Source organism: Stenotrophomonas sp. NPDC047960, from assembly GCF_043204395.1.
Taxonomy (GTDB): domain Bacteria; phylum Pseudomonadota; class Gammaproteobacteria; order Xanthomonadales; family Xanthomonadaceae; genus Stenotrophomonas.
On sequence record NZ_JBIDBX010000002.1, the window covers coordinates 462784 to 484664 of the forward strand.

A 21881-nucleotide genomic window follows, 5' to 3' on the forward strand; every position below is an offset into this window, starting at 1 on the left:
CGGGCTAGCCTGAGCCGATGCCCGATGACCTGCCCTGCTCCACCGAGGCGCTGCTGCGCCTGGTCCTTGCCGGTGGCCCCCCGGCCCCCCGCCGCGCCCTGCTGGCCCGCTTCGACGACCCCGCCGGCGCCCTGCGCGCCGGCCCCGCCGCATGGCGCGCCGCCGGGTGCAGCCCGGAGCAGCGGGCCCTGCTGGCACTGCCAGACCGCGAAGCGCTCGGTCGCGGCCGACGCTGGCTGTCACGGCCCGGCCGGCACCTGGTGTCGATCCAAAGCGACGACTACCCGTCCCTGCTGCGCCCGCTGGATCCCGCGCCTCTGGCGCTGTTCGTGCACGGCGACCCGGCCGCGCTCTGGCACCCCGGGGTGGCCGTGGTCGGCAGCCGCACCCCGTCGCCGACCGGCGCGGAGCTGGCCGCCGAGTTCGCCGGCGCGCTGGCCCGCAGCGGCCTGGGCGTGGTGAGCGGACTGGCCGCGGGGGTTGATGCGCGGGCCCACCAGGCCGCGCTGGAGGTCCCCGGCGGACGCACCGTGGCCGTGGTGGCGACCGGCCTGGACCTGACCTATCCGCCTCGCCACGGCGCGTTGCAGGCGTGCATCGCCGAACGGGGCGCCGTGGTCAGCGAGTACCCGCCCGGTACGCCGGCGCGCCCGGGCCAGTTCCCGGCCCGCAACCGGATCGTGGCCGGGCTGACCCTGGGCACGCTGGTCATCGAGGCGGCGGCCCGCTCAGGCGCCCTGATCACCGCCCGGTTGGCCGCGGAGATCGGGCGTGAAGTGTTCGCCCTGCCCGGCTCGGTGCGCAACCCGCGGGCGCGCGGCTGTCACCGGCTGATCCGCGACGGCGCCCAGCTGGTGGAAACCCCGGCCGAGGTTGTCGCCGGGCTGACCGGGGCGGCGGCCAGCCTGGGCCAGGCCTTGCGTTGGCGCCTGGACGCCCCCACTGAACAGGCACGGTCGGCGCCCGGCAGCGCGTCCCCCTTTCCTGTCCGCCACTACCAGCGCTTGTGGAACGCGCTGGATGAAAACCCCACGGGTATGGATTCATTGATCCAGCGCAGCGGATTGACGGCGGACCAGCTGTCGGCCATGCTGCTGATCATGGAACTGGATGGAAAGGTGGTCGCCAACCATGGCCGCTACTGTCGAAAACCCTAGTTTCTTCACCTCCACAGCGTCGTTGACGCAGGCCGAGGGGCAATGAAAGAGAGCATTCTGGATGTCCTGCTGTATCTGTTCGAACACTATTTCAGCGAAGACGCGGATCTCATCCGCGACCGCGACTCCCTCCAGAACGGCCTGATACAGGCTGGCTTCAGCCCCACCGAAATCAATAAAGCCTTCGATTGGCTGGACGCCCTGGCCGAACAGCGCCCGGCCGTGGCCCTTGCCCGCGTGGACGGTCCGGTTCGCATTTTCCATGGCCCGGAGCTGGACAAGCTGGATGTGGAAGGCCGCGGTTTCCTGATGTTCCTGGAACAGCACGGCATCCTGGACGCCAACCAGCGTGAGCTGGTGCTGGACCGTGCCATGGCGCTGGACCAGGACGAACTGGACCTGGACGACCTCAAGTGGGTGGTGCTGATGGTGCTGTTCAACCAGCCGGGTGCCGAGGCAGCCTACGCCTGGATGGAAACCCAGATGTTCGTGGACGAACCGGAACCGCTTCACTGACCGTACACTGGGTGCTTCGCGCATTCAGGGGAATGGAAAGTGAGCCAGTGGTTCTATGCAGAAGGGAATCGTCAGCAGCGGGGTCCGCTGACATCCGAGGAGTTGATCGCGCTGTACCAGTCCAGCCGCATTGCGCTGGACACCTTGGTATGGCGCGATGGGTTGGCCCAATGGCAGCCCCTGCGCAGCGTCGCCGACGAGATCGGCCTGGTCATCGCACCACCACCGGTGGTGGACCCGGGCCCGGGCGCGCCGCTTGACGGTCCGCATCTGGAGCCGGTGGTGCCCAGCCCGCCGCGCATCCCGGGGTTCGACACGCCCGCGCCTGGCCCTGCCATGCCCGCCTACAGTGCCGCGCCGACCCACCCGCGCGCGGCGCCGCCGCCGAAGAAGACCTCCGGCTGTCTGATCATCGGGCTGGCGGTGGGCATCGTGTTCGTGGTGGTGATCGGCATTCTTGCCGCGATCGCACTTCCCGCCTACAACGATTACCTGCACCGGGCCAAGGTGGCCAATGCAGTCGGGATCGTGTCGCAGTTGAAGAGCCAGGTGACCGAGTTCGCCATGAACACCGACCGCTGCCCGGTCAACGGCGACGATGGCTTCCAGAGCCCGACCTCGTACGCAGGCGACTACGTGGGTGCGGTGCGCATCGGCCGCATCGGCGAAGACAAGTGCGGCATCGAACTGGAGTTCGCCGTGCCGGGCAAGCGCGCACTCGATGGCAAAATGGTGTGGTTCGAATACGACCTGCGGAGCCAGGAGTGGACCTGCAGCAGCGATCTGGACACCAAGTATCTCCCCGCGCAGTGCCGCGGTTGAGCAGCACTTCAAATTATGGATGAGAGGGGAAGCACGCAATGACGGAGTGGTATTACGCAGACGGCCAGGACCGCCAAGGTCCGCTGCTGGTCGAAGACCTGCGCCAGCGCTTCCAGCGCGGCGAAATCAGCCTGGCCACACTGGTGTGGCGCGAGGGCTACCCGCAGTGGAAGCCGCTTTCCGAAGCGGTCGAGGAGCTGCAGCTGCAGAACCTGACCAGCGCCGCCGACAACCTGGGCAGCGGCATCGACCTGCGTGGGGATTACACGGCCATCGACAACGGCACCGCACCGCTGCCCGGCACCGGCGGCGGCACCTATTCGCCCTACACCGCACCTGCGGCCACGGGCAATTACGCTGCGGCCGTGGTGGGCGGCGGCGAGGTGGTCTACGCCGGGTTCTGGAAGCGCTACGCAGCGTATTTCCTCGACTCGATCGTGGTGAGCATCATCAACATCCCGGTCAGCCTGGTGTTCAACCTGATCGGCGCAGCCAGCGGCAACGAAAGCCTGGCGCTGGCGTTGAGCCTGGTGGCCATGCTGGGCGGCTTCGTCATCGGCATCGGCTATTACGCCGGCTTCCATGCCTCGCGGGGCGGTGCCACCCTGGGCAAGATGGCCGTGGGCATCAAGGTGGTACGCAGTGATGGCGAGCGGATCACCTTCCTGCGTGGCGTGGGCCGCTACTTCGGCTTCATCCTGAGCAGCCTGACCCTGATGATCGGCTTCATCATGGCGGCCTTCACCGAACGCAAGCAGGCGCTGCACGACATGCTGTGCGACACGCTGGTGGTGGACAAGTGGGCCTTCACCGAAAATGCCGAGTTCCAGGAACGCGGCCTGGGCACGGTCACCATCGTAATCCTGGTGATCAGCGGCATCCTGACCGTGGCCATGATCGGCGTGGCGATCGCCATGTTCGGGGTCATCGCCGCGTCCATGTCCTGACCCGTCCTCACACCCGGCCGCTTGACACAGCCGGCCCCGGCGTGATTCCTCTAGCAGGCGCAAAACCTGAACGCCCGGCGCATACCCGGGCGTTCAGCATAGGGAATTCGACGGCTGCCCTTCACTAATGCGGCCATTTGCTCCACCCTAGCGCCCTCTCCCGGGCTGCTGCCCACAGAAATCAACACCATGCCCAAGCACCTGCTCATCGTCGAATCGCCCGCCAAGGCCAAGACGATCAACAAATACCTCGGCAAGGACTTCACCGTCCTGGCCTCGTATGGGCATGTGCGCGATCTGGTCCCCAAGGAAGGTGCGGTCGACCCCGACAACAACTTCGCGATGCGTTACGACCTGATCGAGAAGAACGAAAAGCACGTTGATGCCATTGCCAAGGCCGCCAAGGGCGCCGACGACATCTTCCTGGCCACCGACCCGGATCGCGAGGGCGAAGCGATCAGCTGGCACATCGCCGAAATCCTGAAGGAACGCGGGCTGGTCAAGGACAAGCCGATGCAGCGGGTGGTGTTCACGGAGATCACCCCGCGCGCCATCAAGGAGGCCATGAGCCAGCCGCGCGCCATCGCCAGCGACCTGGTCGATGCCCAGCAGGCGCGCCGCGCGCTGGATTACCTGGTCGGCTTCAACCTGTCCCCGGTGTTGTGGCGCAAGGTCCAGCGCGGACTGTCGGCCGGCCGTGTGCAGAGCCCGGCGCTGCGCATGATCGTCGAGCGCGAGGAGGAAATCGAAGCCTTCATCGCCCGCGAGTACTGGAGCATCGACGCCGCCTGTGCGCATCCTTCGCAGCCGTTCAATGCCCGCCTGATCAAGCTGGATGGGCAGAAGTTCGAGCAGTTCACCGTGACCGACGGCGACACCGCCGAGGCGGCGCGCCTGCGCATCCAGCAGGCTGCGCAGGGCAACCTGCACGTCACCGACGTAGCCAGCAAGGAACGCAAGCGCCGGCCGGCCGCGCCGTTCACCACCTCCACGCTGCAGCAGGAGGCCTCGCGCAAGCTGGGCTTCACCACCCGCAAGACCATGCAGGTGGCGCAGAAGCTGTACGAAGGCGTGGCGATCGGCGACGAAGGCACCGTCGGTCTGATCTCGTACATGCGTACCGACTCGGTCAACCTGTCCCAGGATGCGCTGGCCGAGATCCGCGACGTCATCGCCCGCGATTACGGCATTGCCGCCCTGCCGGACAAGCCCAACACCTACCAGACCAAGTCCAAGAACGCCCAGGAAGCGCACGAAGCGGTGCGGCCCACTGCGGCACTGCGCACCCCGGCCTCGGTCTCGCGCTACCTCACCGAAGACGAGCGCAGGCTGTACGAGCTGATCTGGAAGCGTGCAGTGGCCAGCCAGATGATTCCGGCCACGCTCAACACGGTCAGCGTGGACCTCTCTGCCGGCAGCGAGCACGTGTTCCGCGCCAGCGGCACCACCGTGGTGGTGCCCGGTTTCCTGGCCGTGTACGAAGAAGGCAAGGACAACAAGAGCGCCGAGGACGATGACGAAGGCCGCAAGCTGCCGGCGATGAAGCCCGGCGACCGCGTGCCGCTGGAGCGCATCCTGGCCGAACAGCACTTCACCCAGCCGCCGCCGCGCTTCACCGAAGCGGCGCTGGTCAAGGCGCTGGAAGAATATGGCATCGGCCGCCCGTCGACCTATTCGTCGATCATCCAGACCCTGCTGTTCCGCAAATACGTCGAAATGGAAGGCCGCAGCTTCCGCCCCTCGGACGTCGGCCGCGCTGTCTCGAAGTTCCTGTCCAGCCACTTCACCCAGTACGTGGACTACGACTTCACCGCCAAGCTCGAAGACGAGCTCGACGCGGTCTCGCGTGGCGAAGAAGACTGGATTCCGTTGATGGCCCGCTTCTGGGAACCCTTCAACCAGCTGGTGGAAGAAAAGAAGGAATCGGTCGATCGCGCCGAGGCCAGCGGCGCCCGCGAGCTCGGCACCGACCCCAAGAGCGGCAAGCCGGTCAGCGTGCGGCTGGGCCGCTTCGGGCCCTACGCGGCGATCGGCAGCACCGCCGAGGACGCCGAGGACAAGCCCAAGTTCGCTTCGCTGCGCCCGGGCCAGTCGATGCACACCATCAGCCTGGAAGACGCGCTGGAGCTGTTCCTGATGCCGCGGGCGCTGGGTGAGGACAAGGGCGAGGATGTCAGCGTGGGCATCGGCCGCTTCGGCCCGTTCGCCAAGCGCGGCAGCACCTATGCCTCGCTGAAGAAGGAAGACGACCCCTACACCATCGATCTGGCCCGCGCGGTGTTCCTGATCGAGGAAAAGGAAGAGATCGCCCGCAACCGCATCATCAAGGAATTCGACGGCAGCGAGATCCAGGTACTGAACGGCCGCTTCGGCCCGTACCTGAGCGACGGCAAGATGAACGGCAAGATCCCCAAGGATCGCGAGCCGGCCTCGCTGACCCTGGCCGAAGTGCAGCAGTTGATGGAAGAAACCGGCAAGCCGGTGCGCAAGGGCTTTGGCAAGAAGGCGGCCAAGAAGGTCGTGGCCAAAAAGGCCCCGGCAAAAAAGGCGGCGGTGAAGAAGGAGCCGGCGGTGAAGAAGGCGGCCGTCAAAAAGGCGGCTGCGAAAAAGGCACCCGCGAAAAAGGCAGCGACGAAAAAAGCCGCCACCAAGAAGACAGCCGCAAAGAAGGCAGTAAAGAAAGCCTGAAACCGGTAGCGCCCGACCGATGGTCGGGCGGCAACACGGCGGACTGGAACGGTCGTCACCATGAATGAACTCACCGTAGACTCTGCTTCTTCCGCGCTGCGCGCCGGCGGCGTGATCGCCTACCCCACCGAAGCCGTATGGGGCCTGGGCTGTGATCCGGCCAACGAAGCGGCGGTGCTGAAGCTGCTGCGGCTCAAGCAGCGGCCGGTCGAGAAGGGCATGATCCTGGTCGCTGCCGACCTGGCGCAGCTGGAGGGCTGGGTCCGCGTCGACGCGCTGCCTGCTGAGCGCAGGGCCGAGGTGCTGGCCAGCTGGCCCGGCGCGCACACCTGGATCCTGCCCGCCGGGCCTCGCGCGCCGCGCTGGATCACGGGGGAACACACTGGCATCGCCGTTCGGATCAGCGCCCACCCGCTGGTGGCGGCGCTGTGCCGTGCCTGGGGCGGGCCGCTGGTGTCCACCAGCGCCAACCTGGCTGGCCAGCCACCAGCGCGCAGCCGCGCCGGCCTGGACCCGGACCTGCTGCGCGACCTGGATGGCCTGGTTGACGGCGCCACCGGCGGCCTGGACCAGCCCACCCCGATCCGCGACGCCCTCACCGGCCAGGTACTGCGTACCTGAGCCGCATGGCGTTCTTTGCGCCTGCACAGGCAAGGCCGCACACTGCGGCCATGCGCCCACACCCTGCCCTCCCGCTGTACCTGTTGCTGCTTGGCAGCGCCCCGCTGGCGGCGCAGGAGAGCAGCGTCCGTATCTACCGCTGTGTAGGCAGCAACGGCGCGGTATCGCTGCAGGATGCACCGTGCCGCGACGGCCGCCAGGAAGTGCGCGAGATGCAGCGTCCACGCGATCCGGCACCCCGCGTGGTGCGCAGCGACCGTGCTCCGGCTCCTCCGGCGCCTGCCGCACCCGAGCGCGAGGTGCGCTATGTGCAGGTGCAGCCACCACAGCCGATGTACGAGTGCATCCGCGACGACGGCAGCCGCTATACCAGCGAAAGCAGCGAGGGCAATCCGCGCTGGGTGCCGGTGTGGACCAGCGCCTGGATTCCGGGACGCCGGCCCGGCGGCATCCATCCCGGCCCTGGTCCAGGACCGGGCCCTGGGCCCCGTCCGCTGCCGCCGATCGCACCGATGGGCAGTGGCTCGGTCACCTCCAGTGGCGGCTCGCTGACCGTCTCCGGCGGCGGCTCGCGGGTCGGCGGCAGCCTGTCCGTCGGCAGCGGCAGTACGCAGTGGCACAGCGAAGGGTCGGCATATCCGGGCACCTACCAGGACGTGGTGGTGCCGGCTGGCAACGTGCTGGTGCGCGACCAGTGCCACCCGCTGCCGGCCAGCGAAGTGTGTTCGATCCTGAGCGACCGGCGCTGGGAGCTGGTGCGGCGCTACAACAGCGCGCTGCAGAGCGAGCGCGACGCGATCAGCCGCGAGCAGCGTGGCGTGGATGCGCGTCTCGACCGGGACTGCCGGTAGGGCACGGCAACCGGTGCGTTGTATCCTGCGCCGATGAAACCGTATTGGCTCCTGTTGCTGCTGTGCGTGGCGTCGTCGGCGATGGCCGATGAGCCGATCGTGTTCCGCTGCACCGATGCGGACGACAACGTGACCGTACAGGGCAAGCCCTGCCCGGCCGGCAGCCACCAGGTGATCCAGCGCATGAATGCCGCGCCGTCGCGCGCGGAGGTTTCCGTGTCGACCCAGCCCACGCCCTCAGCGCCGGCCGCGCCGGCCGTCCAGCCGTTGTCACCCGCATCGATGCCGCCGCAGGTACCCGGCAAGGCGCAGCCGATGGAGCGCATGATTTCAGAAGCGTACGAAGTGCCCCGGGGCACCGCGATCCTGGACAGTGCCAACCTGCCCAAGCCCGGCGACGAGCTGCCCGGCGACGGCCCGGCAAAGCCGCCGCTGCCGCCGATCTACCAGTGCCAGGGCCAGGACGGCGGCCGCTACCTGCACGAGCTTGAACCGGCACCCCCCACCTGCGTGCTGTTGTCGGTCACCGCGCTGGGCGGCAACACACCGGTCAATGCCGCCAGCTGCGAAGTGATCCGCGACACCTGCGAACCGCTGCCGGAAGACCAGCGTTGCAACGCGTGGCAGCAGCGCTTCCGCGATGCTCGGGGTCGGGAACGTTTCGCTTCATCGGGCGCCCTCACTGCCGCCAGCGCCGAGCGCCAGCGGCTTGAAAGCGTGCTGTCGGCAAGCAACTGCGCCGTCCCCCGGTAGGTACCGACCGTTGGCCGGTACGCCTCAGAACCCGTAACGCAGGAACCCACCGTCCACGGCAATGCATTCGCCGGTGACGTAGCTGGCGGCGGGCAGGCACAGGAACCCGACGGCGGCGGCCACTTCCTCAGGCTCGCCGATGCGCCGCATCGGGGTACGGTCGATCACCTGTTCGTAGTAGTCCGGGTCGGCCAGCGGGCCGGAGGTGCGGCGGGTGCGGATGTACCACGGCGCTACCGCGTTGACGCGGATGCCGTCTTCGGCCCACTCCACCGCGAGGTTGCGGGTCATCTGGTGCATGGCCGCCTTGGTCATGCCGTACACCGCGCCGCTGCGCACATGGGTGAGCCCGGAGACGCTGCCGACATTGACGATGGCCGATGCCGCATGGCGCGCCAGCAACGGGTGCGCATAACGGGACAGTTCGAATGCGGAGAACAGGTTCGTTTCGAAGATGCCGCGCCACTCGTCTTCGGTGTATTCGGTGGCCGGCTTGGTGATGTTGCCGCCGGCGTTGTTGATCAGCAGGTGCAGCCCATCGCTGTGATCCTCCACCCAGTCCAGGATCTCGCGGCGATCCTCGTCATCGGAGACGTCGGCGGACAGGCCGTGGATCTCACGGTCGGGATAGGCATCGGCGAGCTCATCGCGGGCCATTTCCAGCGCGTCGGCATCCCGGCCGACAATGAGCAGGTCCGCGCCAAACCCGAGCAGTTCGCGCGCGATCGCCAGGCCGATTCCGGCACTGGCACCGGTGATCAATGCGGTCTGTCCATCCAATCGCCAACGCTGCGCACTCACCTGCTTCTCCTGCCTTGGGCCGCGGCCCCTCATGGTTTGCGGGCAGGATAGCCCGCATGCCGGTGCGGCGCACCCCATCACACACGGGCTGGCAACGCGGTGCGACACTGCGTTTCCCTGGGTTCGCGCGCGAGGTTGCCATGTTGATCCGTATCGCCCTTCCGCTGGCCGGTCTGCTCGCCCTGAGCGGCTGCAGCCGCCCGGTGCCACCGGACCCGGACAAGCGACCGGAGCCCCAGGCCACCGCACTGCGCGACGCCATGCAGCAGCCGCTGGACAAGGCCAAGGCCGCGCGCGAAACACTGGAAAAGGCACCGGACACCAGCGCCGCCGACGAGGTCGACGCGGGCCGGTAAAAACAGCAAACCCGGCCAAGGCCGGGTTTGCTGATGGAGCGCGCCACCACCAACGGGGGTGACCTACCGTGACAATCGCATCGGGTAGATCACGACCGTTGGTCGTGATCCGCCATCAGAAGCCGCAGAAGCAATACGCCAGCGCCTTCACCGGGGCGCTGCCGCGCGGATCACGGGCGGCGTCTTCGACGAAGCGCAGCTGGGTGTCCACCTCCGGCATCGCGCGGGCCAGCATCATCCGCGCCACGCCCGATTCGCCCAGCATCCAGGCGCCGGCGTGGGTGCCGGCGAAGCCGCTGAGGAACTGCGCGAACGGCGTGGCAGGCTTTTCGATGTAGCGCACCCGCACCTTGTCCGGGCCGCCCAGCTTGGCGCGGTTGGAGGCATCTGCGATGGCCGCCTTCAGGCCACCGAAGGCATCGACCAGGCCGCGTTCCTTGGCCTGTGCACCGCTCCAGACGCGACCGCGGGCGACTTCGTCCACCGCTTCCACCGGCTTGCTGCGTGCGTCGGCCACCTTGCCGGTGAAATCGGCGTAGCCCTTGTTGATCACCGACTGGATCACCTGGCCCACGGCCGGATCCATCGGGCGGGTGATGTCGAACGCACCGGCGAAGCGGGTAGTGCCCACGCCGTCGGTGTGTACGCCGATCTTGTCCAGCGAGCGCGACAGGTTCGGGATCATGCCGAAGATGCCGATCGAACCGGTGATCGTCGACGGATCGGCGTAAATGCGGTCGGCATTCATGCTGATCCAGTAGCCGCCCGATGCCGCCAGGTCGCCCATCGATACCACCACCGGCTTGCCGGCCGCCTTCAGCGCCACCACCTCACGGCGGATCTGCTCGGAAGCGAACACTTCGCCACCGGGCGAATCCACGCGCAGCACCACGGCCTTCACGTTGTCGTCGTCGCGCGCTTCGCGCAGCAGCGCCGAGGTCGACTCGCCGCCCACGCGGCCGGCCGGCAGGTCGCCACCGGCGATCTCACCGGACGCCACCACCACCGCCACCTGCGGACGCGAATCCACCGGCGAGCGGCGGATGTCGAGCTGGGCCAGGTACTCATCGAGGTTGATGCTGCGGAAGCCACCGTCGGCGTCTTCATCGGCCACGCCGCGATCGGCCAGCAGGTCCTCGACTTCCTCACGGGTCTTCAGGCCATCCACCAGCTTCTGCTGCAGGGCGAACTTGGCCAGGTCGCCACCGGCGGCGGCGATGCCTTCGGGCATGGTGTCGATGCCGGCGGCCAGCTGCGCGGCGTCCAGCTTGCGCGCCGTGGCGATGTCGGCCAGGTAGCGCTGCCACACGTCGTTCATCCAGAACAGGTCGGCTTCCTTGGCCTGCGGCGACGCCGCGTCCAGCACGTACGGTTCGGCGGCGGACTTGTATTCGCCCACCTTGAACAGGTGCACGTCAACGCCCAGCTTGTCCTGCAGGCCGGTGCGGAAGTACTGGCGGTAACGGCCGAGGCCTTCCAACACCACCCCGCCCATCGGGTCGAGGTAGATTTCCTTGGCCTGCGCGGCCAGCAGGTACTGCCACTGGCTCATGTTGTCGCTGTAGGCCACGATGTCCTTGCCCGACGCGCGCAGTTCCTGCAGCGAGGCAGCCACTTCCCGCATCGAAGCAAAGCCGCTGGGCTGCAGCTTGTCCAGCTGCAGCACCACGCGCTCGATCTTCTTGTCCTCACGCGCGGCATCCAGCGCGCGCACCAGGTCGCGCAGCTGCACTTCCTCGGCGCTGTTGTCGCCAATGGCCTTGGCCAGGGCGCGACTGACCGGATCGGCACTGAACTGTTCAACCAGGCGCCCTTCCGGCGCGATCACCAGCGTGGTGCGGTCCTGCAGGGTGCGGCCACTGCTGGCGCCCTTGCCCATCGCGAAGACGAACAGGACCAGGATCAGCAGCAACAGGCCGAAGAACAGCAGGTTGAGGATCAGCCTGCGGGTAAAGTTCATCACATCCCACAGCCCGATGAAGAAGCTGGCGACGGGATTGCGACGCACGGGTTGGTTCATGGGGAAAACTCCAGTTGGCTTCTTGCCGTGGTACCAGCATAGCCCGTGCCGGACAGCCCGGCATCGGACACAAGTAAGGGGGCCATCAGGCCGGCAGGTTCAGGTCGACACCCACACGACGGCTGCTCACGCGCAGCCGCCACGCCATCAGGATCGCCGCCGCGGTCAGGCCCAGGATCAGGCCCAACCACATGCCCTGCGGCCCCATGCCCAGGCCCAGGCCCAGTCCGGCGCCGAGCGGCATGCCGAGCCCCCAGTACGAGAACATGGCGATGAACATTGGCACCCGGGTGTCCTTCAGGCCGCGCAGCGCGCCCGCCGAGAGCACCTGGATGCCATCGGGGAACTGGAACGCGGCCGCATACAGCAGCAGGGTGGAGGCCAGCGCGGCCACGCCCATGTCGGCGGTATACACCCCGACGATGGCGTCGTGCCCGAACAGCAGCACCAGCGCCGACAGCGTCTGCGTGCCCAGGATGATCAGCAGGCCGGCGATGGCAGCGCGCCGAACGCCCAGCCCGTTGCCGCTGCCTACCGCATGGCCCACGCGCACGGTGGTCGCTTCGGCCACGCCCATCGGGATCATGAAGCACAGCTGCGCCACGTTGATGGCGATCTGGTGCGAGGCCGCCTCGGTGGCGCCCAGGCGGCCGATCAACAGGGCGGTGACGATGAACAGCCCGCCTTCCATCAGCACGGTGATGCCGATCGGCAGGCCGGTGCGCAGCAGGTCCCAGATCGCCGCCCAGCGCGGCAGCTCCAGGTGCGAGAACAGTTCCAGGTGGGCGAACCGCTTGGTCTTCCAGAGGTAGCCAGCGAAGCACAGCGCCTGGATCCACATCATGGTGGCCGAGGCGATGCCCAGCCCTTCGGCGCCCATTTCCGGGAAGCCCAGCTTGCCGTAACACAGCACGTAGCCCAGCGGCGCCAGCACCAGCAGGCCACCAAAGCCGAGCAGCATGGTCGGCAGCGTCCAGTGCATGCCCTCGCTGAGGTAGCGCATGCAGAAGTACAGGGTCAGCGCCGGGCCACCCCAGCGCACCGCATGCAGGAACGCAGTCGCGCCCGGCACGATGTCCGGGGCGATGCCGAACGCAGGCAGCAACGGCGGCACCACCGTGAGGAAGGTGAACATGATCAGGCCCAGGCCCAAGGCCAGCCACAGCGCCTGGCGGAACAGCGGGCCGATCTCACGTTCGCGGCCGGCGCCGTGCAGCTGCGACACCGAGGCGGTGAGCGAGATCAAGGTACCGATCGGAATCAGCATCGGCAGCCACAGCAGGGCCGTGCCGATGGTGACCGCCGCCAACGTCTGGGTACCGTGGTGCCCGGCGATGACGTTGTCGACGAAGGAAATCAGGCCAGTGGAGATGTGGCCAAGGACCAGCGGCAGCGCAAGCAGGCCGGTGGCGCGCACTTCCCGGGAGAGGCGCGGCGTAGCGGTAACGGTAGACATGGGATCACAGACGGCAACTACGGCAGCGCGCGGAGGGCACAGGCACCGGGTTGCGGCCGGTCATCTTACGCTCAACGCACCAGGTTTTCCTTCAACCACGCATCGCGCGCGGCTGGCGCCAACCCCAGGAACTGGTCGCGCACCTGGTCGCGCTCCTGCGGCGGGGTGCGCTGGGCAATCAACGTGAGCTGCGCCAGCTGGCCCTCGTTGAGCTGGCGCAGCGCGGCCAGCGCCGGCTCGCGCTGGTCGGCGGGCAGATAGCCGAACAGGCCCTGCAGCTTGGGGAAATGCTGGCCCAGCTGCGGGCCCAGCAGCCAGCCGTCGCGGAACCGCTGGTCCTGTTCGTCGAAGCGGGCCCGCAGCGCCTGCTGCTGTGCAGCGGGCATCGCGGCGATACGGCCGGCGGCCTCGCGGATGCGGGCACGTTCGGCTGCGGGCAGCGCCTGCCACTGGGCATAGCGGCTGCGCAGTTCACGCAGCTGGGCAGGATCCAGTGCGGCCGGGGTGGCGGGAATGGCGGGTGTCGTTACCGGCACAGGAGTGGCGGCCGGCAAGGGTAACGGCTGGGGGGCGGCGTGCGCGCCGGCCGCCAGGCCCACGGCAAGCAGCAGGATCGACTTATTCATCAGCGGCTGCCGTCTCCAGGCCGGCGGTGGCAGGTTCGGGGCGGCTGGGCTGCGGCTGCGATTCGTCCACCGGGACCGGACCACCGGCGGCCGCCCACGCGTACAGGTCGGCATCACGGGCCAGCATCAGGTCCGGGTCGGCCAGCATGGCCGCGTCGCCGGCGGCGTGGGCCGGGTCGGCCGGTGCCGTCACCGGCAGGTCTTCGGCGGCCAGCGGCTCCACCTGCACCGGGTCGGCGGTGGACACCGCGCCCTCGGGCACGCTGGCTTCCGGCGCGAGCGCCGGGCTGCGGTGCTGCCACCACATCGCGCCCCCCAGCAATACGGCGGTGGTGACCAGCAGGATCAATAGTCCGCGCCACAGCGGCCGCCGGTTGTGGCGGCGGACCGACGTGCGCCGCGGCGCCGCATCGGCCGGTGCTGGCGCGCGCCAGGAGGCCGGTCCCTTGCCCGCCGCGGGGGCCGGCGCGGGCTGGTGCAGCTGCTGCAGGCGGCTGGCCGGCAGCTCGCGCAGGCGCTGCTGCACCTGTTCGGCCAGGGCGCGCCAACCCGCCGCATCGGGATGGCCCTGCGCATCGCGCGGGCAGGCCTCGGCCAGCGCCTGCTGGTAGTCGGCCACCGGCATGTCCAGGATCTGCGCGGCGGCGGCCTCGTCCAGCCCGCCGCCGACCCGCAGCAGCAGCGCCAGCCGTGCCGCCGGCGCAAGGGTGGGCAGGTGCGCCAGGCCGGGAGCCCACTGGCCGCCGGGCGCCGGCATGCGGATCGGGGTGCGGTGGGCAAGCAGGATCCAGAACCGGTCCGGCCACTGTGCCATCGGCACGTCACTGGCGATGCCGGCGAAGGCGCGCATCACCGCGACCAGTGCCTGCTCGGCGACGGTCGGGTCGCCGCACTGCAGTTCGGCAACCACCAGGGCGCGACGCTCGACGCCTCGCAGGAATGCGGACAGGGCACCCGCTGCAGTAGAGGAAACAGGGGCGTTCACAGCCGTCATAGCAACTCCATCAAGTGCCGGAATGATAGCGAGTGCGCCCGCGCAGGGGGATGCCGATACAGGCCGTGTGCGACGACCGCCAAGGTGCGGAACGCTTGACAGCGGCGCAGGTTGTGCACAGCACCAACAAATTCGGCATAAAACGGGCAGGTGAAGCCGGCATCCCCCATGTGTCAGCGGTGTTTCACAGCCATCCAATTGATTTTAATGGATTTTGTTGTGTGGCTATTTTTTGACCAACCCGGGCTTCACTGCGGTACTCCCTGACAAACAGCTCGGAGTTCGACACTCGCACACAGACTTATCCACAGAAGATGTGGATAAGACCGAATCTCCAATAGCCACGGATATTTAGCTCCTATTTAGGTTCCACGACGCCCAGCGGCGATCGGTTTCGCGCGCTGAACAGGGCCGGTCGCGCCCGCTACACTGGCGCGATGCTGCCCCCCGATCCAGCCCCCCTGCTGAGCCTGGAAAGTGCCCTGGCCCCCCTGCCGGATGCCCCCTCCCTCCAGGTGGCCCTGCCCCTGCCGTTGCCGCAGTGGTTCGACTACGCGCCGCCGCCGGGTGAGGCACCCGGCCCCGGCATGGTCGGGCGCCGACTGCGGGTGCCGTTCGGCTCACGCGAGCTGGTGGGCGTGGTGGCCGGGATCGGCACGGTGCCCGACGGCAACGCGCTGCGGACTGCGGTGGAATGGCTGGATGCGGCGCCACTGCTGGACGGCGAGCTGTGGACCTCGCTGCAGTGGCTGGCGCGTTACACCCATGCGCCGCTGGGCGAGGTGGTCAGCACCGCCCTCCCCGCCCCGCTGCGCCGTGGCGAACCGGTGCCCGATACCCATCGTTGGGGCTGGCAGCTCACGGCGGCAGGAATCGAACAACGCGCCAAGCTGCGGGCCGGCACCCGTCCGCACCGCCTGGCCGAACACCTGGCCGGCCGCAGCTTGGACGAGGACCTGCTGGACGAGGCCATGGACGACTGGCGCAGCGCGGCGCGCGCGCTGGCCAAGCGCGGCCTGGTCGAGCGCATCCCGCTGGAGCATACCCCGGCGCTGCCGGTCCTGCGGTCGGGCCCGACGCCGAATGTGGAGCAGGCCAACGCCATCGCCGCAATCACCGCCCACGCGCAGTTCGGCGCGTTCCTGCTCGACGGGGTCACCGGCAGTGGCAAGACCGAGGTGTACCTGCAGGCGATCGTGGACTGCCTGGCACGCGGCCGCCAGGCGTTGGTGCTGGTGCCGGAGATCGGGCTGACGCCACAGACGCTGGCACGCTTCCGCAGCCGCCTTGGCATTACCGTGCATGTGCTGCATTCGGGCTTGAACGACAACGAACGCGCGCGGGTGTGGGCCGCCGCCGCTCGCGGCGAGGCACAGGTGATCGTGGGCACGCGTTCGGCGGTGTTCACCCCGTTGCCCAATGCCGGGCTGATCGTGGTCGATGAAGAGCACGACGGCAGCTACAAGCAGCAGGACGGCATCCGCTACCACGCGCGCGATTTCGCGCTGGTGCGGGCCAAGGCGCTGGACGTGCCGGTGGTGCTGGGCAGCGCCACGCCGTCGCTGGAATCGCTGCACAACGCCCACGCCGGCCGCTACACCCACCTGCGCTTGAAACAGCGCGCGGGCGAGGCGCGACCGCCGCGGGTGCGGGTGCTGGACGTACGCAAGCGCCCGCTGAAGGACGGCCTCTCGGCCGAGGTCATGGAAGGCATCGGCCAGCACCTGGCGGCCGGCCACCAGGTACTGGTGTTCAAGAACCGCCGCGGTTACGCCCCGGTGCTGCTGTGCCATGACTGCGGGTGGACCGCGCCCTGCAGACGCTGCGATGCGCCGATGACCGTGCACGCCGGCGGCCGCCGCCTGCAGTGCCACCACTGCGGCGCGCGCCAGCCAGCGCCGCTGGCCTGTCCCGACTGCGCCAGCCTGGCGCTGCAGCCGCAGGGAATCGGCACCGAGCGCCTGGAAGAACACCTGGTGGAAGCCTTCGCCGATTTCCCGGTGATCCGCATCGATCGCGGCACCACCAACCGCCGCGACGCGCTGGAAACCCAGCTGGCCACGCTGGGTGACCGTGCCGGCATCCTGGTCGGCACGCAGATCCTGGCCAAGGGCCACGACCTGCCGAAGCTGACCCTGGTGGTCGTGGTGGGCATCGACGAAGGCCTGTTCTCCGCCGACTTCCGCGCCAGCGAGAAACTGGCCCAGCAGCTGATCCAGGTGGCCGGGCGCGCGGGGCGCGCCACCGACGCCGGCGAAGTCTGGCTGCAGACCCATCACCCCGGGCACCCGTTGCTGGAAACCCTGGTCAACGGTGGCTACCACGCCTTTGCCGATGCCGAGCTGCAGCAGCGCGAAGCGGCCGGCTTCCCACCGTTCGCGCACCTGGCGCTGATGCGCGCCGAGGCGCAGCAGGTGGAGCACGCCAATGCCATGCTGATGGCCGTGCGCGAGCTGATCGCGCACGAGTGCCCGGTGGAACGCTTCGGCCCGATGCCGGCACCGATGCCGCGCCGCGCAGGTTACCAGCGCACCCAGCTGCTGCTGTCGGCGCCGACGCGACGGCCGCTGCACGCACTGTTGGACCAGATCATGCCGCAGCTTTACGGATTGCCGCAGGCGCGCAGGGTGCGCTGGTCATTGGACGTCGACCCCACCGACCTGTATTGAGCGCGTGCGGACCAACGGTCCGCACCTACCGTCCGTTACTTCACGTCAACGGGGTCATCACTGCTTTGACGTACGCCGGGCGCTGCTGCAGGCGCTGGTACCACGCTTCCAGGTGCGGCAGCGACGGCCGCTGGATCGGCAGTTCGAACCACGCATAGACCAGCGCGCCGAGCGGTATGTCGCCCATCGCGAACTGCTCCCCGGACAACCAGGGTTGTTGCGCCAGGGTGGCATCCGCCATGCGCAGCAACTCGCCGGCACGCGTGACCGCGGCATTGATGCGGGCTTCGTCGCGGTCGGCCGGGGCGGTGCGCATGATGCCCCAGATCAGATCGGTGTACAGCGGCGCCATGCGCGAGGTGCTCCAGTCCATCCACTTCTCGGCCTGGGCGCGCGCCATCGCATCCTCCGGGTAGAGCGTGCCCAGCGCGTAGCGCGCGCTCAGATAACGCACGATGGTGTTGGATTCCCACAGCGGCAGGCCGTGGTCTTCGATCACCGGCACCAGGCCGTTGGGGTTCATGCCCACGTATTCCGGCGACTGGGTGCCACCGAAAGGGCCGCCGACTTCGATGGATTCGTACGGCAGGCCGATTTCCTCCGCACACCACAGCACTTTGCGCACGTTGCTGGAATTGCGGCGGCCCCAGATCTTCAGCATGTTGGTGTTCCCGGTTGTCGATATGCGCCGATACGATACGCCGATCAACGCAGCGGTGTTACCGCGCCTTCTTCGGAAGTGCGCGCACGTAAGTGGATTTGCCGTCCTTCTTCATTTCAAACAGCCCGGTGGCCGCGAGCAGTTCGCTGAGTTTGTTGTAGCCGTAGTTGCGCGAGTCGAAAGAAGCCTGGTTGCCGATCTGGCTGCCCACCGGGCCCAGGTGCGACCAGCCGTCTTCGGCTTCGGCCGACGTCACCGCACGGCGCAGCATCTGCACCAGCCGGGTATCGCTGCGCAGTTCGGGGCCGGTCTTGCGTGGACGGGTTTCCTCGGCGCCCTGCTCCACTTCGGCGTCCACCGCATGGCTCTGGCCCAGGGCTTCCAGGTAGGTGAACTTGGAACAGGCGTTGACGAACGGCTCCGGCGTTTTCTTCTCGCCGAACCCATACACCTTGACCCCGTCGGTCAGCAGGCGCATCACCAGCGGAGTGAAATCGGCATCGCTGGACACGATCGCAAACCCATCGAGGTTGCGTGCGTACAGCATGTCCATCGCATCGATCACCATCGCCATGTCCGAGGCGTTCTTGCCGCGGCTGTAGGCGAACTGCTGGATGGGACGGATTGCGTACTCGTGCAGCACCCCCTCCCAGCCTTTCAGGCGTGGACTCTTCCAGTTGCCATAGGCGCGACGGACGTTGGCCACGCCGTAGCGCGCCACTTCGGCCAGCACCACATCGATCTTCGAAGACGGCGCATTGTCGGCATCGATCAGCAGGGCGATGCGCTTTTCCGGTTCGGTCATCTCAACCTCCAGTCAAGGGTCGAATCGGCCGCCGGCAGGCGCGACGGCTGCTGAACCCAGTATCTGTCATCCACGTGAAGATCGCGCGTCGCGTGCGAACATGCTCTGCTTCGCTTCGACCCCCGCCAAGGAGTCATTGCATGACCCGCGATCCCCTGCCCCACCTGGTCATCATTGGTGGCGGCTTCGCCGGCCTCTGGGCCACCCGCGCGCTGGCCAGCGCGCGCATCCGCATCACCCTGGTGGACCGTCGCAACCACCATCTGTTCCAGCCGCTGCTGTACCAGGTCGCCACCGCCGGCCTGTCCGCGCCCGACATCGCCGCGCCGCTGCGCCACATCCTGGGCGACCAGCGCAATGTCGAAGTGCGGTTGGGCGAGGTGACCTCGATCGACAAGGGCAAGCGCCAGATCACCCTGGCCGACGGCGGCCAGCTCGGCTACGACACCCTGATGCTGTGCACCGGCGCCACCCACGCGTATTTCGGGCACGACGAGTGGGCCGCCGACGCACCTGGCCTGAAGACCCTGGACGATGCCATCGCACTGCGGCGCAAGCTGCTGCTGGCCTTCGAACGCGCGGAGGCCGAGCCGGATCCGGCGCGCAAGGCAGCGTGGCTGAGCTTTGCGGTAGTCGGCGGCGGCCCCACCGGCGTGGAACTGGCCGGCACCCTGGCCGAGATCGCGCGGCACACCCTGCGCAACGAGTTCCGCCACATCGATCCGGCCAGCGCCACGGTGCGGCTGGTCGAAGCCGGGCCCCGGGTGCTGTCCAGCTTTCCCGAGGTACTGTCGCTGAAAGCGCGGCGCCAGTTGGAGAAGCTCGGCGTGGAAGTGCTGACCGGCACCGCAGTGAGCAACATCAACGGCGAGGGCTTCCAGCTCGGCGAGCAGTTCGTTGCCGCCCGCACGGTGGTGTGGGCCGCAGGCGTGGCTGCCTCGCCGCTGGCGCGGACGCTGGACGTCCCCCTGGACCGCGCCGGGCGCGTGCTGGTGCAGCCCGACCTTACCCTGGCCGGGCACCCGGAGATTTTCGTGGCCGGCGACCTGGCCGCGCTGCAGCAGGCCGATGGCCGGCCGGTGCCGGGCGTTGCCCCGGCCGCCAAGCAGATGGGCAAGCATGTGGCCGCCACCCTCCGTGCGCGGCTTGAGGACACGCCGGCACCCGGCCCGTTCAAGTACCAGGACTACGGCAACCTGGCCACGATCGGGCGCATGGCCGCCATCGTGCACCTGGGCCGGCTGCAGTTGTCCGGTGTGCTGGCCTGGTGGTTCTGGCTGGCCGCGCACGTGTTCTTCCTGATCGAGTTCCGCAACCGGATCGTGGTGCTGCTCAATTGGGCGGTGGCGTATTGGAGCTACCAGCGCAGTGCACGGATCATCTTTGGTGATGACCGCGAGGACCGCCGACCGAAGCCGACCGATCAGGGATCGTTGCCCGGAGCGAGGTGAACATCCCAGGTGCACAGGAAATCCGGATCACGGATGGTCAGCGCCATCGAGCGCAGCGTGTAGTCGCCGGGCGCGGCCGGGGTGTAATGACCAAGCTCTGGCGGCAGGAACAGTTCCTCGCCGTCCAGCGCGCTGGCCAGCACCACGCCCTCCTCGTCATTGATGCGCAGCACGTGCCCGGCCATCTGGCGGTGCTCCAGCGCGTTGCCTTCGGCGTCCAGGTAGGTGATGCCGGCGAGCACGGTCTTGCCGATCATTGCGCGCGCCTTGGTCGGGTCGATGCCTGTCATGTTCCGCCACTCCGTTGCTGAAGCCAGGCCAGTTTGCGTGCGCGCGGCTGGCGCTTGAGCTCGCATTCGGCCTTGGAGGCGGCCGAACGGTCCGGATAGGCGCGCATGGCGAGCAGCTTCACCGGCGGGTTGGCGCGGGTGTAGCGCGCGCCCTTCCCGCACGCATGGGCCTGGAAGCGGGCGTCCACGTCGTTGCTGATGCCGGCGTAATAGCTGCCGTTGCGGCATTCCAGCAGATAGAGGTACCAGGGGGCGGGTTCAGCGGGCATACCGGGATTATCCACGGGCACGAGGGTACTGGCTGCTAGAATCCGCTCCGGATGCAGGAGAGAGGCGCCGCGCTGGCGCCCGCCGAAGGCGCAGGCTCCCATAATCGCTCAGGCCGGTGGCTCGAAACGCCACCAACCATGCATCCAACACGCCGATCTGGAGAGAGGTCTTCAATGACCCGCCGAAGGGGCACGTGGCCTGGCCACTGAACTCTCAGGCAAAAGGACAGCGGGAGCGGCAACGGAATCCCACCCCACGACAGTGCTGCGGCGCTGGCGCGTGCGCGTTTCCGTCCCCGCCTGCCCCCTCCGGAGCCGCTGCATGCTGCTGTCCATCATCTACCTCATCGCCATTTCCGCCGAAGCCATGACCGGCGCGCTGTCTGCCGGTCGTCGGCGTATGGATCTGTTCGGCGTGGTCATCATCGCCTGCGTGACCGCGCTGGGCGGCGGCTCACTGCGCGATATCGTGCTGGGCCACTACCCGCTGGGCTGGGTCAAGCACCCCGAGTACCTGGGCTTCACGATCTGTGCGGCACTGATCGCCACCTGGGTGGCACGCTGGATGCACCACTTCCGCCGCACCTTCCTGGTGCTCGATGGCCTGGGCCTGATCTGCTTCACCCTGATCGGCTGCGCGGTGGCGCGCGACGGTGGCCACGCGGCGCCGATCGTACTCATCGCCGGCATGCTCACCGGCGCCTTCGGCGGCGTCCTGCGCGATGTACTGTGCAACGAGGTGCCGCTGATCTTCCAGAAGGAGCTGTACGCGGTGATCACCCTGCTCACTGGCGCGGCGTGGCTGGGTTTGCTGGAACTGGACGTGTCGCTCAATGCCGCCACGCTGTGGTGCCTGGGCGGCGGCTTCGCGTTCCGCCTGCTGGCGATCCACTTCAAGTGGGAGATGCCGAAGTTCGTGTACCGCGACGAGGTGCATTAGCGGGTATCGACCGGCGGTCGATACCCGCCGCCGGCCGGCACCGGTAGCGGCCCCCCCGGGGGGGGGGGCCCCCCCCCGCCACCCCCCCCCGCCCCCCCCCCCCCCCCCCCCCCGGGGGGGGGGCGAGCACCCCGCCGACGGAGGCCCACACCACGCGCCAAACACCCCAGGGGGGGTGGGGAAAAAAA

General features: G+C 68.3%; 21 protein-coding genes and 2 riboswitches. Of the genes, 12 read left to right on the forward strand and 9 right to left on the reverse strand.

Annotation, left to right across the window (positions count from 1 at the left end; all coding sequences use genetic code 11):
* Positions 1–17 precede the first annotated feature (17 nt).
* The 8 genes from dprA (at position 18) to ACGFZ3_RS07755 (ending at position 8355) form a co-directional block, all read left to right on the forward strand.
* Positions 18–1157 (forward strand): DNA-processing protein DprA, encoded by a 1140-nt coding sequence (dprA, locus tag ACGFZ3_RS07720; protein WP_392918708.1) that lies wholly within the window; start codon positions 18–20, stop codon positions 1155–1157.
* Positions 1158–1199: 42 nt separating this feature from the next.
* Complete coding sequence (locus ACGFZ3_RS07725; RefSeq protein ID WP_392918712.1) at positions 1200–1673, forward strand: DUF494 family protein; 474 nt, start codon at positions 1200–1202, stop codon at positions 1671–1673.
* Between the two features lie 39 nt (positions 1674–1712).
* Positions 1713–2495, forward strand: coding sequence for a pilin (locus ACGFZ3_RS07730; RefSeq protein ID WP_392918715.1), 783 nt, complete (start codon positions 1713–1715; stop codon positions 2493–2495).
* Positions 2496–2533: 38 nt separating this feature from the next.
* A complete protein-coding gene (locus tag ACGFZ3_RS07735; protein ID WP_392918717.1) occupies positions 2534–3442 on the forward strand; it encodes an RDD family protein in 909 nt (302 codons plus the stop codon).
* A gap of 189 nt (positions 3443–3631) precedes the next feature.
* Positions 3632–6130, forward strand: coding sequence for a DNA topoisomerase I (locus ACGFZ3_RS07740; protein ID WP_392918720.1), 2499 nt, complete (start codon positions 3632–3634; stop codon positions 6128–6130).
* A gap of 60 nt (positions 6131–6190) precedes the next feature.
* A complete protein-coding gene (locus tag ACGFZ3_RS07745) occupies positions 6191–6751 on the forward strand; it encodes a Sua5/YciO/YrdC/YwlC family protein (RefSeq protein ID WP_392918723.1) in 561 nt (186 codons plus the stop codon).
* A 50-nt stretch (positions 6752–6801) separates the two neighbouring features.
* Positions 6802–7602: a DUF4124 domain-containing protein gene (locus ACGFZ3_RS07750; protein WP_392918726.1), complete on the forward strand. Its 801-nt coding sequence runs from the start codon at positions 6802–6804 to the stop codon at positions 7600–7602.
* Between the two features lie 33 nt (positions 7603–7635).
* Positions 7636–8355 carry a DUF4124 domain-containing protein gene (locus ACGFZ3_RS07755; protein WP_392918729.1) on the forward strand — a complete coding sequence of 240 codons (720 nt, stop codon included), beginning with the start codon at positions 7636–7638 and terminating at the stop codon, positions 8353–8355.
* A gap of 24 nt (positions 8356–8379) precedes the next feature.
* Here the strand turns inward: ACGFZ3_RS07755 and ACGFZ3_RS07760 are convergent, their stop codons facing one another.
* Positions 8380–9156 (reverse strand): SDR family oxidoreductase, encoded by a 777-nt coding sequence (locus ACGFZ3_RS07760; protein WP_392918732.1) that lies wholly within the window; start codon positions 9154–9156, stop codon positions 8380–8382.
* A gap of 140 nt (positions 9157–9296) precedes the next feature.
* Between ACGFZ3_RS07760 and ACGFZ3_RS07765 the strand changes: the two genes are divergently transcribed.
* Positions 9297–9512, forward strand: coding sequence for a hypothetical protein (locus ACGFZ3_RS07765; protein ID WP_392918735.1), 216 nt, complete (start codon positions 9297–9299; stop codon positions 9510–9512).
* Positions 9513–9627: 115 nt separating this feature from the next.
* Here the strand turns inward: ACGFZ3_RS07765 and sppA are convergent, their stop codons facing one another.
* The 4 genes from sppA to ACGFZ3_RS07785 all read right to left on the reverse strand — a co-directional run bounded on the left by sppA (position 9628) and on the right by ACGFZ3_RS07785 (position 14608).
* On the reverse strand, positions 9628–11532 hold the full coding sequence (sppA, locus tag ACGFZ3_RS07770) for a signal peptide peptidase SppA (protein ID WP_392918738.1): 1905 nt from the start codon (positions 11530–11532) through the stop codon (positions 9628–9630).
* An 85-nt stretch (positions 11533–11617) separates the two neighbouring features.
* The gene (locus tag ACGFZ3_RS07775) at positions 11618–12988 is read right to left on the reverse strand and encodes an MATE family efflux transporter (RefSeq protein WP_392918741.1); all 1371 of its coding nucleotides are present in this window, start codon (positions 12986–12988) and stop codon (positions 11618–11620) included.
* Between the two features lie 71 nt (positions 12989–13059).
* On the reverse strand, positions 13060–13614 hold the full coding sequence (locus tag ACGFZ3_RS07780; RefSeq protein WP_392918745.1) for a DUF3106 domain-containing protein: 555 nt from the start codon (positions 13612–13614) through the stop codon (positions 13060–13062).
* A complete protein-coding gene (locus ACGFZ3_RS07785) occupies positions 13607–14608 on the reverse strand; it encodes a hypothetical protein (RefSeq protein WP_392918748.1) in 1002 nt (333 codons plus the stop codon). Before ACGFZ3_RS07785 ends, ACGFZ3_RS07780 begins: the two co-directional genes overlap by 8 nt.
* A 437-nt stretch (positions 14609–15045) precedes the next feature.
* On the opposite strand from ACGFZ3_RS07785, the gene ACGFZ3_RS07790 reads away from it, so the two are divergent.
* Positions 15046–17277, forward strand: coding sequence for a primosomal protein N' (locus ACGFZ3_RS07790; protein WP_392918751.1), 2232 nt, complete (start codon positions 15046–15048; stop codon positions 17275–17277).
* A gap of 40 nt (positions 17278–17317) precedes the next feature.
* Here the strand turns inward: ACGFZ3_RS07790 and ACGFZ3_RS07795 are convergent, their stop codons facing one another.
* Positions 17318–17938 (reverse strand): glutathione S-transferase family protein, encoded by a 621-nt coding sequence (locus ACGFZ3_RS07795; protein ID WP_392918754.1) that lies wholly within the window; start codon positions 17936–17938, stop codon positions 17318–17320.
* A 58-nt stretch (positions 17939–17996) separates the two neighbouring features.
* Positions 17997–18743, reverse strand: coding sequence for an NYN domain-containing protein (locus ACGFZ3_RS07800; RefSeq protein WP_282247697.1), 747 nt, complete (start codon positions 18741–18743; stop codon positions 17997–17999).
* Between the two features lie 140 nt (positions 18744–18883).
* Between ACGFZ3_RS07800 and ACGFZ3_RS07805 the strand changes: the two genes are divergently transcribed.
* Positions 18884–20194 (forward strand): NAD(P)/FAD-dependent oxidoreductase, encoded by a 1311-nt coding sequence (locus tag ACGFZ3_RS07805; RefSeq protein ID WP_392918758.1) that lies wholly within the window; start codon positions 18884–18886, stop codon positions 20192–20194.
* Here the strand turns inward: ACGFZ3_RS07805 and ACGFZ3_RS07810 are convergent.
* Both ACGFZ3_RS07810 and ACGFZ3_RS07815 read right to left on the reverse strand, forming a co-directional pair.
* Complete coding sequence (locus ACGFZ3_RS07810) at positions 20167–20484, reverse strand: hypothetical protein (RefSeq protein ID WP_392918761.1); 318 nt, start codon at positions 20482–20484, stop codon at positions 20167–20169. The genes ACGFZ3_RS07805 and ACGFZ3_RS07810 overlap by 28 nt on opposite strands.
* Entirely contained in the window at positions 20481–20753 is a 273-nt protein-coding gene (locus ACGFZ3_RS07815; RefSeq protein ID WP_392918764.1) for a GIY-YIG nuclease family protein, read from the reverse strand. The genes ACGFZ3_RS07810 and ACGFZ3_RS07815 overlap by 4 nt, the downstream gene beginning before the upstream one ends.
* 44 nt (positions 20754–20797) lie before the next feature.
* A riboswitch (glycine riboswitch) is annotated at positions 20798–20880 on the forward strand.
* Positions 20881–20900: 20 nt separating this feature from the next.
* Positions 20901–20991, forward strand: a riboswitch (glycine riboswitch).
* Between the two features lie 84 nt (positions 20992–21075).
* On the opposite strand from ACGFZ3_RS07815, the gene ACGFZ3_RS07820 reads away from it, so the two are divergent.
* A complete protein-coding gene (locus tag ACGFZ3_RS07820) occupies positions 21076–21693 on the forward strand; it encodes a trimeric intracellular cation channel family protein (RefSeq protein WP_392918767.1) in 618 nt (205 codons plus the stop codon).
* The last annotated feature ends 188 nt before the right edge of the window (positions 21694–21881 follow it).